Origin of the sequence: Arthrobacter russicus (assembly GCF_031454135.1) — a bacterium.
Lineage (GTDB): Bacteria > Actinomycetota > Actinomycetes > Actinomycetales > Micrococcaceae > Renibacterium > Renibacterium russicum.
The window spans coordinates 3,298,215-3,314,497 of the sequence record NZ_JAVDQF010000001.1 but is presented as its reverse complement, the minus strand read 5'-3'; the positions used below and the strand labels follow the sequence as shown (position 1 = coordinate 3,314,497).

Here is a 16,283-nt window from a genome sequence, read left to right as displayed (position 1 = left end):
CATCTTGAGCAAGTAATCGTTGCCGACCCAGCCCGAAAAGGCTACCTTAGCCCAGCGCCCGCGGATGCGCCGCGGCATAGACCTCGCGCAAGGTATCAGCGGTGACCAGGGTGTAGACCTGGGTGGTGGTCACCGAAGCGTGGCCCAGCAGCTCCTGCACCACCCGGACGTCCGCCCCGCCTTCCAAGAGATGCGTGGCGAAGGAATGCCGCAGGGTATGCGGGGAAACCGCTTTGCCGATCTGGGCTTTCTCCGCCGCGGCTTTCAGGATCGTCCAAGCGCTCTGCCGGCTCAGCCTTCCGCCGCGGGCATTGAGGAACAGCGCCGGCGTCGGTTTGCCCTTCCCGGACAGCAGCGGCCGTCCGCGTACCAGATAGGCCTCGACGGCGCGGGCCCCGTAGGAGCCGAGCGGGACCACCCGCTCCTTGGAACCTTTGCCGAAGAGCCGCACGACGGCGGGTCCGGTTTCGGTGGCGGAACTGCCGAGCACATCGTCCACGTCCAGGCCGATCGCCTCGGAAATCCGGGCCCCGGTCGAGTACAGGAACTCCAGCAGGGCCCGGTCGCGCAAGCCGGTCGGCGAGTCGCTCCCGCTCGCCTCCAGGATGCGGATCACTTCGGGCACACTGATCGCTTTCGGCAGCCGGCGTCCGGGCATCGGCGGATGAACTTCGCTCGCTGGATCGGCTGCTGCGATTCCTTCCAGCGCCCAGAACTTGTGCATGCCGCGCACCGCGACGATGCATCTGGCTGCGGAGCGCACGCTGAGCGGACTGCCGCCGTCCGAACCGGTGGAAATCACCTGGGCGAAGTCGGTCACCTGCTTCCGGCCGATCTCTGCCGGTGCCTTGACTCCGGCTGCAGCCAGGAAAGCCAGATATCTGCCGATGTCGCGCCGGTATGCCGCCATCGTGTTCGCGGCCAGACCGCGTTCGACGGCGAGGTGTTGCAGGTATTCGCGCTGGGCCCGCAGCAGAGCCGGCGGCAGCACGGCTTCCGCTTCCGGCCCCGGAGTCATTCGCCCGGCTGCTGCGCGCGCGGTTCCGGCTGGATGGGGTGCTGCGAAGGGTGTTCCGGCCACGGCGCAGCCGCCGGCCGCAAGCGGTCCAGACCCTCGCCTTGCGCTGCGGCGAGCGCGAGGATCCCGCTCACCGCGCTGAAGCTGTGCAGACCGCCGGAAAGCGCAGCCCGCACCGCCTCGGCCAGCGGCACCCAGCGGAATTGGATCTCGGATTCCTCCTCGGTCCGGACGTGCCGTTCGGCGGGCGGCACCTCGGAGATTCCGCGCGCCAGATAAATCCGCACCGCCTCGGACGAGGAACCGGCAGAATTGTAGACGTCCAGCAGCACCCGCCAATCGGCGGCGCGCACATCGGCTTCCTCCACGAGTTCCCGCGCGGCCGCGGCTTGGAAGTCTTCGCCGGCGATATCCAGCAAGCCGGCCGGGATCTCCCACAGCGAGGCCCGGACCGGGTGCCGGTACTGTTTGATCAGCAGGACCCGGCCGGCCTCGTCCAGTACCACGACGGCTACCGCGCCGGGATGGTCGAGGTATTCGCGGGTGATCGGCGGTTCGCCGGGCGAAAGCTCGAAGCGTTCGCCGACCACGTCCCAGACCATGCCGTGGAACTTGGTCTGCCGTTCCAGGACCCGGCGGAAATCCGGACTGTCCGCAAGCCCGGCCGGCTCTGTCGGTTCAGCCTGATGCGTCGATTCAGCCGGCACCGGGGACATCTCAGACCTCCAGCAGCCGGGACTCGCTCTGCCGGGCCAGTGCGGCCTTGACCAGGCCGGTGAACATGGCGTTGGGGCGGGTGGGCCGGGAGGCCAGTTCCGGGTGCGCCTGGGTCGCCACGTAGTACGGATGCACCTCGCGCGGCAGCTCCACGTACTCCACGAGCTTGCCGTCCGGAGAGGTTCCGGAGAACACCAGACCGGCGGCGGCGATCTGCTCGCGGTATTTGTTGTTCACCTCGTAACGGTGCCGGTGCCGCTCACTCGCGGTCAGCGCGCCGTAGGTCTCCGCGATCACGGAGCCTTCGAGCAGCTTCGCTTCGTAGAGGCCCAGACGCATGGTTCCGCCCAGATCGCCCTTGCCGTCGACGATGTCCAGCTGTTCTTCCATCGTGGCGATCACGTGGTGCGGCGCATCCGGTTCGAACTCGGAGGACGAGGCGCCGGCCAGTCCGACCACGTTGCGCGAGTATTCGATCACCATGCACTGCAGGCCCAAGCACAGGCCCAGCGTCGGGATCTGGTTTTCCCGGGCGAACTTGAGCGCGCCCAGTTTGCCCTCCAGGCCGCGGATGCCGAAGCCGCCGGGGACGCAGATCGCATCGACGCCGTCGAGCGCTTTGGCCGCGCCCTCCGGAGTCGAACACAAGTCCGAGGGCACCCAACGGATGTTGACCTTGGCACTGTTCGCGAAGCCCCCGGCGCGCAAGGCTTCGGTGACCGAGAGGTAGGCATCCGGCAGGTCGATGTATTTGCCGACCAAGGCCACTTCGACTTCGTGCGCCGGGTTGTGCACGGCGACCAGCAGTTTGTCCCAGGTGGTCCAGTCCACGTCGGTGAACGGCAGGTCCAGAGCACGCACGATGTAGGCGTCCAGGCCTTGGCTGTGCAGGGTCTTCGGAATGTCGTAGATACTCGGCGCGTCCGCGGCATTCACCACGGCATCCGTATCCACATCGCACATCCGGCCGATCTTGGCCCGCATCGCGTCCGGAACCTGGCGGTCCGAGCGGACCACGATGGCGTCCGGCTGGATGCCGATCGAGCGCAGCGCGGCCACCGAGTGCTGCGTCGGCTTGGTTTTGAGTTCTTGGGACGGACCGATGTACGGCACCAGGGAAACGTGCAGGAAGAAGACGTTCGAACGGCCGATGTCCTGCCGGACTTGACGGGCCGCTTCCAGGAACGGCTGGGATTCGATGTCGCCGACGGTGCCGCCGATTTCGGTGATGATCACATCGGGGGCTTTCGCGCCCTCCGCGGGCAGCCGCATCCGGCGTTTGATCTCGTCGGTGATGTGCGGGATGACCTGGACCGTGTCGCCGAGGTACTCACCGCGACGCTCTTTCGCGATCACCGTCGAATACACCTGGCCGGTGGTCACATTGGCGGAGCCTTCCAGGCTCTCGTCGAGGAAGCGCTCGTAGTGGCCGATGTCCAGATCCGTCTCCGCGCCGTCTTCGGTCACGAAGACCTCGCCGTGCTGGAAGGGGTTCATCGTGCCGGGATCGACATTGAGGTAGGGGTCGAGCTTCTGCATGGTCACGGAAAGACCACGGGCTCGGAGGAGATGTCCCAAACTTGAGGCGGTCAGGCCTTTGCCCAAAGAGGAGGCGACACCGCCTGTGACGAAAATATGGCGGGAAGAAGCCGCCGAAGAGCCGTTGGAGGGACCTGATAACCGGGAAAATGATCGCTGCACCACGGAATTCAAGAATAGCATGCAACTGCCTCCGAACGCGCCGTTGCGTCGCGACACGGTGGCCGGAACTGCGCTGGGGCGGGGAATCACGTACGTGATTCCCCGCCTGTTCAGCCGCTCAGCTGGCTCATAGACTTCAAGCGCAACGCTCGGGGTCCAGGGGGCGCATCGGTCGCGGAACAGGCGGCGACGCGCATTGGGCACGCCTTTGGGGGCAACCGGAGAACCTTCCGACAGCCAAGACATCACGAGTCTCACCGAGGAGAAAAACAGTGAAAAACATGGTCAAAGTGTTTGCCGGCGCGGTCGTCGCGCTGGCCTTGATGTTCGGCGGCATGGCCGCAGCGAATGCGCACGGTTACATTTCCGGCCCGCACAGCCGTTCCGAAGCCTGCAAGCTGGGCTTGAACCAGAACTGCGGCGCAATCCAATACGAGCCGCAGAGCCTGGAAGCACCCAAAGGGTTCCCGGCCAAAGGCCCGGCGGACGGCAAACTCGCCTCGGCCGGCGGCCAGTTCGGCGGAATCCTGGACCAGCAGACCTCGACCCGCTGGTACAAGAACGACATCAAAACCGGCGCCCAGAAATTCACCTGGACCTACACCGCGCCGCATGCGACGAGCCAGTGGCGCTACTACATCACGAAGCAGGGGTGGAACCAGAACGCGCCCTTGACCAGGGCCGAACTCGAGCTGATCACTACGGTGCCGCACAACGGCAGCCCGGCCTCGAACAACCTCACGCACACCGTGAACATCCCGTCGAACCGTTCCGGATACCACGTCGTCTACGCGGTCTGGGATGTCGCGGACACCGAGAATGCCTTCTATCAGGCGGTCGACGTCAACATCGGCTGAACCGGTCTCGGTGCTGCGGACCGGTTCCGCCGGTCCGCAGCACCGAGCGGCAGGCTCAGCTGCCAGGCTGCCCGGCTTCCTCGAGCAATTCCTGGGCGTGGGCTTGCGCGCTGGCTGAATCTTCCTGCCCCGCGAGCATCCGGGCCAACTCGCGGACCCGTTCCGCCGAGTCCAAGGCCCGGACGTCCGATTCGGTGAAACCGCCGTCCGCCGATTTGAGCACCCGGACGTGGTTGTCCGCATACGCGGCCACTTGAGGCAGGTGGGTCACCACCAGAACTTGGACGTGCCGGGCCAAAGCAGCCAGCCGACGCCCGATTTCGACCGCCGCTTTGCCGCCGACTCCGGCATCGACCTCGTCGAAGACGAAAGTGGGAACCGGGTCGACGGCGGCCAGCACCACTTCGAGCGCCAGCATCACCCGGGACAATTCGCCGCCGGAGGCGCCTTTGCCGACCGGTCGGGCAGGTGCTCCGGAATGCGGTTGCAGCAAAAAGGCGATCTCATCGGCGCCGTGCGGTCCTCGCTGCGCCGCGGAAATCTCGATCTGCAACCGCGCATCGGCCATGGCCAGCGCCTTGAGCTCAGCAGTCACCCGGTCGGAAAGTTCGACTGCGGCTGCCTGCCGGAGACTGCTCAATTCCGCAGCCAACGCGGTCAGCTCGGCATCGGCGGCATCGACTTCGGCTTGCAATGCGCCCACCCTCGCCGAATCGTCCTGCAACTCGTCCAACCGCAGCCGGGACGATTCCGCCCAGGCCAACACCTCGTCGATGGTCGGCGCGTATTTGCGGGTCAGCCCCGCCAATTGGCCGCGGCGGTCCTCGAGCGCGGCCAGCCTGCCCGGACCCTCGGCGTCGAGCGTGGACGCGTAACTGGCCAGCTCGCCGGCCGCGTCGGCGAGCAGATACCCGGCCTCGGCCAACCGCCCGGCCAACCCGGCCAAGACCTCGTCGTGCTCGGCCACCTGTTCGAGCGCGCGCCGGGCACCGTCCACCAAGGTGGTCGCGTCTGCCGGGTTGGCGGCGCTGTACTCTTCCGAAATCAATGCCTCGTGGGCCTGCGCCGCGGCTTGCCGCAGCGATTCGATATTCGCGAGCTTGATCGACTCGGCCTTGAGCGCATCGTCTTCACCGGGCTGCGGGTCGAGCGCATCGATTTCCGCCAGTGCAGCCGCCAACTCCTCGGCTTCCCGCGCCCGTTCCCGGCCATGCTCGAGGATCTGGCTCAGCTCGGCTTGCGCCGCTTTCCAGGCTTCGAACCGAGCCCGGTACTGCACCAATCGCGCCAAGAAATCGGCGCCGGCAAAAGAGTCAAGGGCCTCGCGCTGCGCGGCGGCGCTCTTGAGCCGGATCTGATCCGATTGGCCGTGCACCACGACCAGCTCAGCGCCGATTTCCGCCAAGACGCCCACCGGAGCGCTGCGGCCGCCGACGAAGGCTTTGCTCCGGCCGTCCGCGGCCACGCTGCGGGCCAGCAGGAGCTCCGCCCGGCCGTCGAACAGTTCCACCTCCGCGCCCGCTTCCGCGGCCCGGGTCAGGGCAGCATGCCCGGTGGGCAGCTGCACCGTCGCTTCAGCGGCAGCCGACTTCGCGCCCAGACGGACCGCGCCGGCGTCGGAACGGGCGCCCAGCAAAAGCCCGACGGCGGTCACCACCATGGTCTTGCCCGCGCCGGTTTCGCCGGTCACCACGGTGAACCCGGGCCCCAGGGGCAGGGTGGCTTCGGCGATCACGCCCATGTCTCGGATCCGGATTTCTTCGATCACGGCTGAGTCAGTCCTGCCTTCCGATGTTCTTCGGTTGTTTGAGCGGAAGCCCGCCGGGCGCGATCCGGCGTTTCGCCTGGACCACTGGGATCGGTTCGGTGCCGGCGGACGCCGCGTCCGGTACCGGGCCACGCCAACCCTGCACCGGCAACTCGAACTTGCGCACCAACCGCGCGGAGAAGGGCACCTGGCGGGTCCGGGCCAGCCGGACCGGAGTCGCCGAGCGGGTCACCTCGATCCGGGAGCCCGGCGGCAGCGGCCAAGAACGTCGGCCGTCGCACCACATCACGCCGTGCGCCCCGGTGCGGTCCAGGACTTCGACGGCCAAGGTGGACTGCGGCGATACCACGAGCGGTCGCGCGAACAGCGCATGGGCGCTGATCGGGACCATCAGCATGGCATCGACTTCGGGCCAGACGATCGGCCCGCCCGCGGAAAAAGCATACGCCGTCGATCCGGTGGGCGTGGCCATCACGACGCCGTCGCAGCCGAACGCACTCAGTGGGCGGCCATCGACTTCGGTGACCACCTCGAGCATCCGCTCCCGGTCGCTCTTCTCCACCGATACTTCGTTCAGCGCCCAGGTATGCGCGGCTTTGGCACCGGCGACCCAGAGCGTGACATCGATGGTCATCCGTTCTTCGACCGTGTACTCACGGCGCACGACCCATTCGACGCTCTGCGCCAAGTCCGCACGTTCGCTTTCGGCCAGGAATCCTACGTGGCCAAGATTCACGCCCAGCAACGGAACTTCCAGGCCGCGGACCAGTTCGGCGGCACGCAGGATCGTCCCGTCACCGCCGAGCACCATCACCAGCTCCAACTCGGCCAGTGTCACGCCGTCGTCCAGCTCCTGCGCCGGCACGTTCAACGGGCCGAAGTGCGTGGTCATGTCCGCGAGGTCTTCAGCGGTCATCACCGCCCGGACGCCGGCCGCCCGCAACTGCTCACAGACCTGCAAGGCGGCAACCATCGAATCTTCCCGACCGGTATGGGCCAGGATCAAGACGTACCGCTGCATGTTCACCCGCTCTTCCGTTCGCCCGGCCACCAATGTCGCAAGAATCCTTCGGCACCGTCCGCTCCAGGTGCCTGCACTCCGAGCTTAGACTGCCCGCCCGCCCCCGGTTTGCGCAGCCAGAGGAAATATTCGATATTGCCATCTTGTCCCGGCAACGGGCTCCGAGCCAAGCCGCACAGCGCCAAATCAGCTTCGAGCGCAGCCGCGGCGACCCCGGAAACCGCGCGCCGCCGTTCCTGGTCCGATCCGACCACACCGGTTTTGGCCAGCCGATCCCGGCCCACCTCGAATTGCGGTTTCACCATGACCAGCAGATCTCCCGGGGCCGCCGTGGCACCGGCCAGAGCAGCCAGCACCAGGCGGAGCGAAATGAAGGACAAGTCCGCCACGGTGAGCTGGGCCGGCCCGCCGATCAGCTCCGGAACCAGATCCCGGACGTTGAGCCCTTCGTGCACCTGCACTCTGGGATCAGCCCGGAGTTCCGGCACCAGTTGGCCGTGCCCGACGTCCACGGCCAACACCTCCCGGGCACCGGCTTCCAGGAGCACTTGGCTGAATCCGCCGGTCGATGCGCCGGCATCGAGGCACCGCTTGCCCGCCGGGGCGATCTCCGGGAACTCGGCCAGGGCACCGAGCAATTTGTGCGCGGCCCGCGAGACATAAGCGTCCGAGCGGCTCAGCCGTACCGTTATTTCCTGGTCCGCAGCGACTTCTTGGGAAGCTTTGCGGGCCGGCTCCCCGGCCACGGACACGGCGCCTTCGGAAATGAATTGCGCTGCTTGGGTCCGGGAGCGGGCCAGACCCCGAATCGTCAGTTCTCGGTCGAGACGCGGCATTTCAGTGCGTTGGCCCGGTTTCTTCCGGACCCGCTTCCAACTCGGCCAACAAACTCTCGTACACCTCTTCATAGATGCCTTGGTGCGCGGCGGTCGCAGTTTCCGGCAACGCGTCCAAAACGCCCAAGGCTCGGTCCACGCCCAAATCACCGGTCGCGGTCAGCCCCTCGGGCCAATGCGCCGGCCCCTGATCCAGCAACGAACGTTGCTCGGCGGGCAGCTGCGATCCGGGGTTCTCCGACATGCCTCCAGTCTAGCTTCGAGCTCGGCAACGCTGCGGAATGCGCGCCATACCAAGCCACGCCCGTCCAATCGCCGCGTTCAGCGGGGTCCTGGGAGCGGCGTCCTGGGAGCAGCAGCTCAGCGCCAGTCGATCTCCGGCAGCACGGCGGTTTCCAGCATCGGGTTCGCCGCCCACCAAAGGGCGCAGGCCGCGCGCCAGGAGTCCAGATCGTCCGGATGCCCGCTGAGTTCGATCCGGCCGCCGCGCAGCACTGCGGTTGCGGCTCCGCACCGGGCTCCGGCGGCATCGTTGAGCACGTCCGGATAGGGCGTGTGCAGCCCGCTCAGATCTTCGATCAGGTATTCCGGCCGTTCCGCGGTACGCGCCGCCAGAATCGTCCGCACGTTGTCGATTCCGGTCAGCACCGCGGCAGTAGCCATCCCGGCCCGGTTGCCGCCCAGGATATCGGTGTCCAGGCGGTCCCCGACCACCAACGGCCGCTGTGCGCCCAAGGACGCGGCAGCCAACTCGAACATCGCCGGCTGGGGCTTGCCCGCCACCAACGGCTCGATCCCGGTGGCATTACGCACCGCCGCGACCAGCGAACCGTTTCCCGGAGCGATGCCGCGTGCTACCGGAATGGTCAGATCCGTATTGGTGGCCACCCACAACGCCCCGGCATGGATGGCGAACGCGGCTTCCGCCAGATCCCGCCAGCCCAGCTCCGGATCGAAGCCCTGGACGACCGCGTCCGGGAGATCACCGGCTCCGGCGACGCTCTGGAACCCCCGGGCTGCCACTTCGTCGCGCAAGGCACCGCCGCCGACAACCAGCACCTTCGCGCCGAACGGCAGATTCTCCGCCAGCAGCGCCGCGCCCGCCTGGGCGGATCCAGTCACCTGGCCGGCCGTTGCCGGCGCGCCGAGCTCACGCAGATGCGCGGCGACGGCTTCCGGGGAGCGCGAGGCGTTGTTCGTGATGTAGCCGAGCCCGACGCCGGCCGGGGCCAGCGCGCGCAAGGCGGCAATCGCGCCCGGGATGGCTTCCGGACCGGCGTACACCACGCCGTCGAGGTCGCTCAAGAGCGCGTCGAACCTGCTGATCAATGCCTCGGTCATCTGTTGCCGGCCTTCCGCTCAGCGTTCGGCAACTGCCGGATCCGCATCCGATCCGGCGTCCAAGTCGTCATCGGCCGCTTCGTCCAGGTCGATGATCTCCGGTTCCAGATCTGCGCCGAGGGCCTGGTCCGCCAAAGCTGCCTGGCTGCGCCAAGACGCTGCTTCGGAGTCCCGACCGACTGCGGCCAGGGCATCTGCATAGGCCCGGAACAGCCTCGGCGAATAGGAAAAGGCCCGGTTCTTGTCGAGCTGGCTGATTTCCAGTGCTGCCAGCGCGGCATCTTTCTGTCCGAGGTCGGCCCGGGCTCCGGACACCACGATCGCCAGTTCGACCTGGCCCGCGCTGTCCAACTGGTTGGCTTCCTCGCTACGGGCCACATCCAGGGCCCGGTCCGGCCGGCCGAGACCGCGTTCGCTGTCCGCCATCAACGGCAAATGCACATTCGATCCGGAGATCCTCCGGTAGGTGCGGAACTCGCGCAACGCCTCGGCATAGTGCCCCGCCGCGTAGGCGGTCAGGCCCACCGCTTCGCGCACCGCGGCCAGTCGTCCGCCGCGGCGGCTGGCGGCCAGCGCATGCTGGAAGGACAATTCCGGGTCATCGTCGATCAATCGGCCCGCCATGACCAGGTGTTTGGCCACCCATTCGCCGTTTTTCGATTCCAGGGTGCGCAGCTGGGCCCGGGTCACCCGGTCCAGCTCTGCCCCGGTGACACCCTCGTCGATTTCCGGAGACCGCTCGCGATCCGGACGGTTGGCACTGCGCAGATCCCGTGGGTTGTGCACCCGGGCCGGCGGATCAGTGCGCCGGCCATCGGTACGCCGGTCATCGGTACGCCGGTCATCGGTACGCCGGTCATCGGTACGCCGGTCATCGGTACGCCGGTCATCGCGGGGAGCACGTTCGGCACGTGCCTCCGAGGCACGCGGTTCGTCGCCGTCGGGCCTGCGGTACCCATTGGCATCGCGTTTGAAGGGCCGTTCGCGCCCGGGCGCAGCCGACGGGTCGCCACTGCGGGATTTCCATGGCGCGCTCCGCTGCCCGTCGCGGCTCTGGCCGTCCCGGTTGCGATTTTCCCGATCCGGCGTGTCCCGCTTGAAGCCCTCGCGCCGCGGGCCGTCCGCGGCCTGGCTGCGCCGACCCGAACCGGCCTGGTCCCGGGCAGACCCGGGCCGGCCGTAGCCATTCGAATCGCGGGTGAAGCTCCGGCGTTCCGAACCGCCGCCGCGTGGACCTTCGGAACTGCGCGGTTTCCAACCACCGGCCCGTTCCGGCTGCTCGTCGGTTCTGCGTTCGGGCCGGCGCCCCTCGGAGCGGGCCGGGAATTCACGGTCCGGGCGCTTGCCGAATCGTTCGCCGTCGCGGCTCGGGCGCCCAGATGCGCTCCCGCCTTCCGTCCGGCCCCGACGATCCTGCTCGGTCTTGCGGAATCCCGGAGCGTCCCCGGTGCGTGGCTTCCAGGGGCCGCGGCCCGGCTGATCTCGGCCGGCGTTGTCCCGGCCGGTTTTCGCCGGCCGCCCACCGCCTTGCCGCGGCGCTTTCCCGGAGAATTCGCGGCCGCCCCGGGGTGTGTCGGACGAAGAACGCTCACCGCCGCGCCGGGGGCCCTGCCCCCGGTCGTTGCCATTGTGCTCAGTCATGATTGCTCCTCGTCCTGCGAATCCAGCCTGCCGACTGGTTCTCCCCTATTGATCTATCGTCACTCTTCCGGGTCTATTCTAAGCGATGCCCCGGCCACCCCCATGAACCGGGCGAACCGGCGCAAGACCGGTTCCCAGTCCACGCTGCCCGCAGTACGCGATCCGCCGTCCACCGCGACCGCGACCGCGGTTCCGCCCGATTCGGCGTCGAAGTCGACCCGCACCCGGCTCGGTTCGCCGGGCCCCACGCCGAACCCCAGGTCCAGGACCAAGGACGACGGCGGTGCCCAGCTCCGTACGGCGCCCCAGACCTGCTCCCGTCCGTCGTCGGACTCTTCGACCAGAGCCTGCGCCTCGAAGCCCAGATGGCTGCCCGGGCCGTAGGCGCTGTGCAGTTCCATCGGCCACCAAAGATGGATCAGATCAGTGAACGCGGCAAAAGCTTCGGCAGGGGGCACCGGCACCGAAACGGCGACGGTGCGGGTGCGATGCTCCGGAACCGGCTGATCGGCTGCCGCAGCATGGGAAAACAAGCCATCCATGGATCCAGCTTAAGTCAGCGGAAGAAGTCCGCGATCGCGGCGGCCATCGGCCAGGCGCCATCGGAGCTGTTCGCCAGCACGATCACCGTGCGCTGGGCCACCGGATCACGCCAGCTCCGAAACGAAACCCCCGCGTCGTATCCTTCCAAGATCACGGTGCCGGTCTCCGGACGGAGCCAGAATCCCCGTCCGTAGGCCAGTCCGCGGTCCGGAATCTCGCTCTGCGGCTGAAACAGTTCGCCGAGCAGCTCTGCCGGCACTATCGCACCCGAGTACAGCGCGGACCAGAACCGGCGGAGATCTCCGCTCGTCGAATAGAGCCCGCCGTCCCCGCTGCCTAGCACCGGCAGGTGGAAAACATTGCTGCGGTCGACGTCGGGCAACGGCAGATACCCGATTGCCGCGTCGGCAGGAAGTTCGTCGGAACGCACAAACCCGGTCCGCAGCATGCCGGCAGGTCGGCAGACCAAACTCTCGAGCAGCTCGGCGAAGGGCAACCGGCTCGCGCGCTCGGCCAGCAGGGCCAAGACCGCATAGCCGCTGTTGCAGTAGGAAAAACGTTCATCCGGGCGGAACTTCTGCGGGAACCCATCCAAAACCCGGAGGTAGTCCTCACTTCCCACCAGCTGGTGCACGGGCACCGGGAGCACATAGTCGGTAATCGAGCCGGCCGCTTCTTCATCGAAATAGTCGTCGGTCCCGGACCGGTGCGCCAAGACCTGGCCAACCGTCACCTGGTCGTCGATCAACGGCAGGTCGCGGCCCAGCAGCTGTCGGGCCGGAGTGTTGAAATCCAGTATGCCCAGTCGGATCAGCCCGGCCACGGCCAACGCGGTTAGCCCCTTGGTTCCGCTGGCGATCGCGAATCTGGTGTCCAGCGAATTCGGCACCCGGTACCCCCGGTGGGCGAATCCGAAAGCAGCCTCCGCTTCCACGGTGAACTCCGCCGAGTTGCCGGCCGTGCTGGAGACCACTTAGTTCGCGGCTGGCCGTCGTTGTTACTGCGCGAATTGCGCCCGGCCGTGGCCGGGTGGTGGGTGGTGGGTGGTGGGTGGTGGGTGGTGGGTGGTGGGTGGTGGGTGGTGGGTGGTGGGTGGTGGGTGGTGGGTGGTGGGTGGTGGGTGGTGTTGTTTAAATGGCGAAGACCTTCCGGCGTCTTTGCTGGAAGGTCTTCGCGTGTGGTGTTGTCCGGCGGTGTCCTACTCTCCCACACCCTCGCGAGTGCAGTACCATGGGCGCTGTGGGTCTTAGCTTCCGGGTTCGGGATGGGTCCGGGCGTTTCCCCCACGCTATGGCCGCCGTAACTCTTTTTCACCGGCCCGGTTCCCGTGTGTGGGGTGGGTGGTGTGAAGTGTTTTGGTGTTGCGTGTATGTAATTGTATCGTGCTTTTTTGTGTTTCCCTTGGGTGGTTGAAACCCTTGTGGTGGGTTTGTTGGTTGGGAACCGTAGAGTGGACGCGTGCATGCAGGTTTTTTACCCACCGTTGATGGTGAACCCCTTTTGAAGGATGGGTTTACCAGTGAGGTGTGGTTGTAAGTTGTTGGCCTATTAGTACCGGTCAGCTTCACAAGTCGTTAGTCCTTGCTTCCACGTCCGGCCTATCAACCCAGTGGTCTGGCTGGGGGCCTCTCACACATAAAGTGTATGGAAATCTCATCTTGAAGTGGGCTTCCCGCTTAGATGCTTTCAGCGGTTATCCCTTCCGAACGTAGCTAATCAGCGATGCACTTGGCAGTACAACTGACACACCAGAGGTTCGTCCGTCCCGGTCCTCTCGTACTAAGGACAGCTCTTCTCAAATTTCCTGCGCGCGCAGCGGATAGGGACCGAACTGTCTCACGACGTTCTAAACCCAGCTCGCGTACCGCTTTAATGGGCGAACAGCCCAACCCTTGGGACCTACTCCAGCCCCAGGATGCGACGAGCCGACATCGAGGTGCCAAACCATGCCGTCGATATGGACTCTTGGGCAAGATCAGCCTGTTATCCCCGAGGTACCTTTTATCCGTTGAGCGACGGCCATTCCACAATGTGCCGCCGGATCACTAGTCCCGACTTTCGTCCCTGCTCGAGCTGTCGCTCTCACAGTCAAGCTCCCTTGTGCACTTACACTCGTCACCTGATTGCCAACCAGGCTGAGGGAACCTTTGGGCGCCTCCGTTACTTTTTAGGAGGCAACCGCCCCAGTTAAACTACCCATCAGGCACTGTCCCTGACCCGGATTACGGGCCGAAGTTAGGAGTCCCAAGTGGCCAGAGTGGTATTTCAACGATGACTCCACCAACACTGGCGTGTCGGCTTCAAAGTCTCCCACCTATCCTACACAAACCACTTAGAACACCAATACCAAACTATAGTAAAGGTCTCGGGGTCTTTCCGTCCTGCTGCGCGTAACGAGCATCTTTACTCGTAGTGCAATTTCGCCGAGTTTATGGTTGAGACAGCGGGGAAGTCGTTACTCCATTCGTGCAGGTCGGAACTTACCCGACAAGGAATTTCGCTACCTTAGGATGGTTATAGTTACCACCGCCGTTTACTGGGGCTTAAATTCTCAGCTTCGCTCCGAAGAGCTAACCGGTCCTCTTAACCTTCCAGCACCGGGCAGGAGTCAGTCCGTATACATCGTCTTGCGACTTCGCACGGACCTGTGTTTTTAGTAAACAGTCGCTTCCCCCTGGTCTCTGCGGCCCTTGCCCGCTCTACACAGCAAGTGTGTGTCACGGTCCGGGCCCCCCTTCTCCCGAAGTTACGGGGGCATTTTGCCGAGTTCCTTAACCATAATTCTCTCGATCGCCTTAGTATTCTCTACCTGATCACCTGTGTCGGTTTGGGGTACGGGCGGCTGGAACCTCACGTCGATGCTTTTCTTGGCAGCATAGGATCACCGAATTCCCCCGTAAGGGGGTCCCATCACGTCTCAGCCTTAATGTTTCCCGGATTTGCCTAGGAAACGGCCTACCTGCTTAGACCGGGACAACCATCGCCCGGCTCGGCTACCTTCCTGCGTCACACCTGTTAATACGCTTACCTCCCAGGCTCAGGTCCCGCGATCCACAAAAAACCTCACACCACAAGGGTGATCGGTCATGCTTCTGGCGGTTAGTATCACCTGCTCAGTATGGGCGGTTCTTCGCCGGTACGGGAATATCAACCCGTTGTCCATCGACTACGCCTGTCGGCCTCGCCTTAGGTCCCGACTTACCCAGGGCAGATTAGCTTGACCCTGGAACCCTTGATCATTCGGCGGACGGGTTTCTCACCCGTCTTTCGCTACTCATGCCTGCATTCTCACTCGTGTAGGCTCCACCGCTGGTTTACACCGCGACTTCACTGCCCACACGACGCTCCCCTACCACTCCATACGGCTGAACCACGAAGGCTTACCAATATATGAAATCCACAACTTCGGCGGTGTACTTGAGCCCCGCTACATTGTCGGCGCGGAATCACTTGACCAGTGAGCTATTACGCACTCTTTCAAGGGTGGCTGCTTCTAAGCCAACCTCCTGGTTGTCTGAGCAATCCCACATCCTTTCCCACTTAGCACACGCTTAGGGGCCTTAGTTGGTGGTCTGGGCTGTTTCCCTCTCGACTATGAAGCTTATCCCCCACAGTCTCACTGCTGCGCTCTCACTTACCGGCATTCGGAGTTTGGCTGACGTCAGTAACCTTGTAGGGCCCATCGGCCATCCAGTAGCTCTACCTCCAGTAAGAAACACGCAACGCTGCACCTAAATGCATTTCGGGGAGAACCAGCTATCACGGAGTTTGATTGGCCTTTCACCCCTACCCACAGCTCATCCCCTCCATTTTCAACTGAAGTGGGTTCGGTCCTCCACGACGTCTTACCGTCGCTTCAACCTGGCCATGGGTAGATCACTCCGCTTCGGGTCTAGACCCAGCGACTCATTCGCCCTATTCAGACTCGCTTTCGCTACGGCTGCCCCTCACGGGTTAACCTCGCCACTGAGCACTAACTCGCAGGCTCATTCTTCAAAAGGCACGCCGTCACAACTACAAGGTTGCTCCGACGGATTGTAAGCACACGGTTTCAGGTACTATTTCACTCCCCTCCCGGGGTACTTTTCACCTTTCCCTCACGGTACTTGTCCGCTATCGGTCATTAGGGAGTATTTAGGCTTATCAGGTGGTCCTGACAGATTCGCACGGGATTTCTCGGGCCCCGTGCTACTTGGGATACATTCCAGGCGGTGTACAAACATTTCGGTTACGGGGCTTACACCCTCTCTGGCCGGCCTTTCAAGACCGTTCACCTATGCCTACACTCTCACCTCACCAGTCCGGTAGAACTGGAACGGTATGTCCCACAACCCCGACCATGCAACCCCTACCGGGTATCACACATGAACGGTTTAGCCTGATCCGCGTTCGCTCGCCACTACTGACGGAATCACTATTGTTTTCTCTTCCTGTGGGTACTGAGATGTTTCACTTCCCCACGTTCCCTCCACACACCCTATGTGTTCAGATGTGGGTCACTACCCATAACAGGCAGCGGGGTTTCCCCATTCGGACACCCTCGGATCAAAGTTCGGTTATCAACTCCCCGAGGATTATCGCAGATTCCTACGTCCTTCTTCGGCTCCTAATGCCAAGGCATCCACCGTGTGCTCTTAAAAACTTGAACCACAAAAACCAGAGCTAAAACTCGCACCACACCCCGGACACCCCGAAAGATGCCAGACCATGATGCAAAAATTGCTCTAAATGACAAATTGCTTTGTCTTTAAGATGCTCGCGTCCACTATACAGTTCTCAAACAACAACCCCACCCCCACACACAACCCACCCGAATAAACAGGCTTCAACAGATTGATCA

Annotated in this window: 12 protein-coding genes and 2 rRNA genes; 1 reads left to right on the top strand and 13 read right to left on the bottom strand. The window is 64.4% G+C overall.

Translation table 11 applies throughout. The features are described 5' to 3' along the window. Positions 1 to 46 precede the first annotated feature (46 nt). From xerD to pyrG, 3 genes are read right to left on the bottom strand one after another with little or no spacing between them, the layout of a single operon-like run. Positions 47 to 1,018 (bottom strand): site-specific tyrosine recombinase XerD, encoded by a 972-nt coding sequence (gene xerD, locus JOE69_RS15565; protein WP_309800216.1) that lies wholly within the window; start codon positions 1,016 to 1,018, stop codon positions 47 to 49. After that, positions 1,015 to 1,734 (bottom strand): NUDIX domain-containing protein, encoded by a 720-nt coding sequence (locus JOE69_RS15560; RefSeq protein ID WP_309800214.1) that lies wholly within the window; start codon positions 1,732 to 1,734, stop codon positions 1,015 to 1,017. Before JOE69_RS15560 ends, xerD begins: the two co-directional genes overlap by 4 nt. 1 nt (position 1,735) lies before the next feature. Then, entirely contained in the window at positions 1,736 to 3,457 is a 1,722-nt protein-coding gene (gene pyrG, locus JOE69_RS15555; protein ID WP_296361173.1) for a CTP synthase, read from the bottom strand. A 260-nt stretch (positions 3,458 to 3,717) separates the two neighbouring features. Here pyrG and JOE69_RS15550 point away from each other — a divergent pair, with 260 nt between their 5' ends. Beyond that, entirely contained in the window at positions 3,718 to 4,293 is a 576-nt protein-coding gene (locus JOE69_RS15550) for a lytic polysaccharide monooxygenase (RefSeq protein WP_309801342.1), read from the top strand. 55 nt (positions 4,294 to 4,348) lie between these two features. Here the strand turns inward: JOE69_RS15550 and recN are convergent, their stop codons facing one another. The 10 genes from recN to JOE69_RS15500 all read right to left on the bottom strand — a co-directional run bounded on the left by recN (position 4,349) and on the right by JOE69_RS15500 (position 16,091). Further along, on the bottom strand, positions 4,349 to 6,061 hold the full coding sequence (gene recN, locus JOE69_RS15545; RefSeq protein ID WP_309800212.1) for a DNA repair protein RecN: 1,713 nt from the start codon (positions 6,059 to 6,061) through the stop codon (positions 4,349 to 4,351). Between the two features lie 7 nt (positions 6,062 to 6,068). Beyond that, positions 6,069 to 7,082, bottom strand: coding sequence for an NAD kinase (locus JOE69_RS15540; RefSeq protein ID WP_309801340.1), 1,014 nt, complete (start codon positions 7,080 to 7,082; stop codon positions 6,069 to 6,071). A 2-nt stretch (positions 7,083 to 7,084) separates the two neighbouring features. Continuing rightward, on the bottom strand, positions 7,085 to 7,918 hold the full coding sequence (locus JOE69_RS15535; protein ID WP_309800208.1) for a TlyA family RNA methyltransferase: 834 nt from the start codon (positions 7,916 to 7,918) through the stop codon (positions 7,085 to 7,087). Between the two features lies 1 nt (position 7,919). Next, a complete protein-coding gene (locus JOE69_RS15530; RefSeq protein ID WP_309800206.1) occupies positions 7,920 to 8,162 on the bottom strand; it encodes a hypothetical protein in 243 nt (80 codons plus the stop codon). A gap of 116 nt (positions 8,163 to 8,278) precedes the next feature. Beyond that, entirely contained in the window at positions 8,279 to 9,259 is a 981-nt protein-coding gene (locus JOE69_RS15525) for an HAD-IIA family hydrolase (RefSeq protein WP_309800203.1), read from the bottom strand. Positions 9,260 to 9,277: 18 nt separating this feature from the next. Beyond that, positions 9,278 to 10,900 (bottom strand): hypothetical protein, encoded by a 1,623-nt coding sequence (locus JOE69_RS15520; protein WP_309800201.1) that lies wholly within the window; start codon positions 10,898 to 10,900, stop codon positions 9,278 to 9,280. A gap of 59 nt (positions 10,901 to 10,959) precedes the next feature. Next, positions 10,960 to 11,442, bottom strand: coding sequence for an SRPBCC domain-containing protein (locus tag JOE69_RS15515; RefSeq protein ID WP_309800200.1), 483 nt, complete (start codon positions 11,440 to 11,442; stop codon positions 10,960 to 10,962). A gap of 14 nt (positions 11,443 to 11,456) precedes the next feature. Then, complete coding sequence (locus JOE69_RS15510; RefSeq protein WP_309800198.1) at positions 11,457 to 12,416, bottom strand: serine hydrolase domain-containing protein; 960 nt, start codon at positions 12,414 to 12,416, stop codon at positions 11,457 to 11,459. 212 nt (positions 12,417 to 12,628) lie between these two features. Then, positions 12,629 to 12,745: ribosomal RNA gene (gene rrf / locus JOE69_RS15505) — 5S ribosomal RNA — on the bottom strand. Between the two features lie 225 nt (positions 12,746 to 12,970). Next, positions 12,971 to 16,091 (bottom strand): 23S ribosomal RNA (locus JOE69_RS15500). Positions 16,092 to 16,283: the final 192 nt, after the last annotated feature.

Coding starts and splice junctions, on each gene's coding strand:
- JOE69_RS15550 (WP_309801342.1), top strand. CDS start 3,718: ATGGTCAAAGTGTTTGCCGGCGCGGTCGTCGCGCTGGCCTTGATGTTC.
- JOE69_RS15515 (WP_309800200.1), bottom strand. CDS start 11,442: ATGGATGGCTTGTTTTCCCATGCTGCGGCAGCCGATCAGCCGGTTCCG.
- JOE69_RS15525 (WP_309800203.1), bottom strand. CDS start 9,259: ATGACCGAGGCATTGATCAGCAGGTTCGACGCGCTCTTGAGCGACCTC.
- xerD (WP_309800216.1), bottom strand. CDS start 1,018: ATGACTCCGGGGCCGGAAGCGGAAGCCGTGCTGCCGCCGGCTCTGCTG.
- JOE69_RS15530 (WP_309800206.1), bottom strand. CDS start 8,162: ATGTCGGAGAACCCCGGATCGCAGCTGCCCGCCGAGCAACGTTCGTTG.
- JOE69_RS15540 (WP_309801340.1), bottom strand. CDS start 7,082: ATGCAGCGGTACGTCTTGATCCTGGCCCATACCGGTCGGGAAGATTCG.
- JOE69_RS15560 (WP_309800214.1), bottom strand. CDS start 1,734: ATGTCCCCGGTGCCGGCTGAATCGACGCATCAGGCTGAACCGACAGAG.
- JOE69_RS15520 (WP_309800201.1), bottom strand. CDS start 10,900: ATGACTGAGCACAATGGCAACGACCGGGGGCAGGGCCCCCGGCGCGGC.
- JOE69_RS15535 (WP_309800208.1), bottom strand. CDS start 7,918: ATGCCGCGTCTCGACCGAGAACTGACGATTCGGGGTCTGGCCCGCTCC.
- pyrG (WP_296361173.1), bottom strand. CDS start 3,457: ATGCTATTCTTGAATTCCGTGGTGCAGCGATCATTTTCCCGGTTATCA.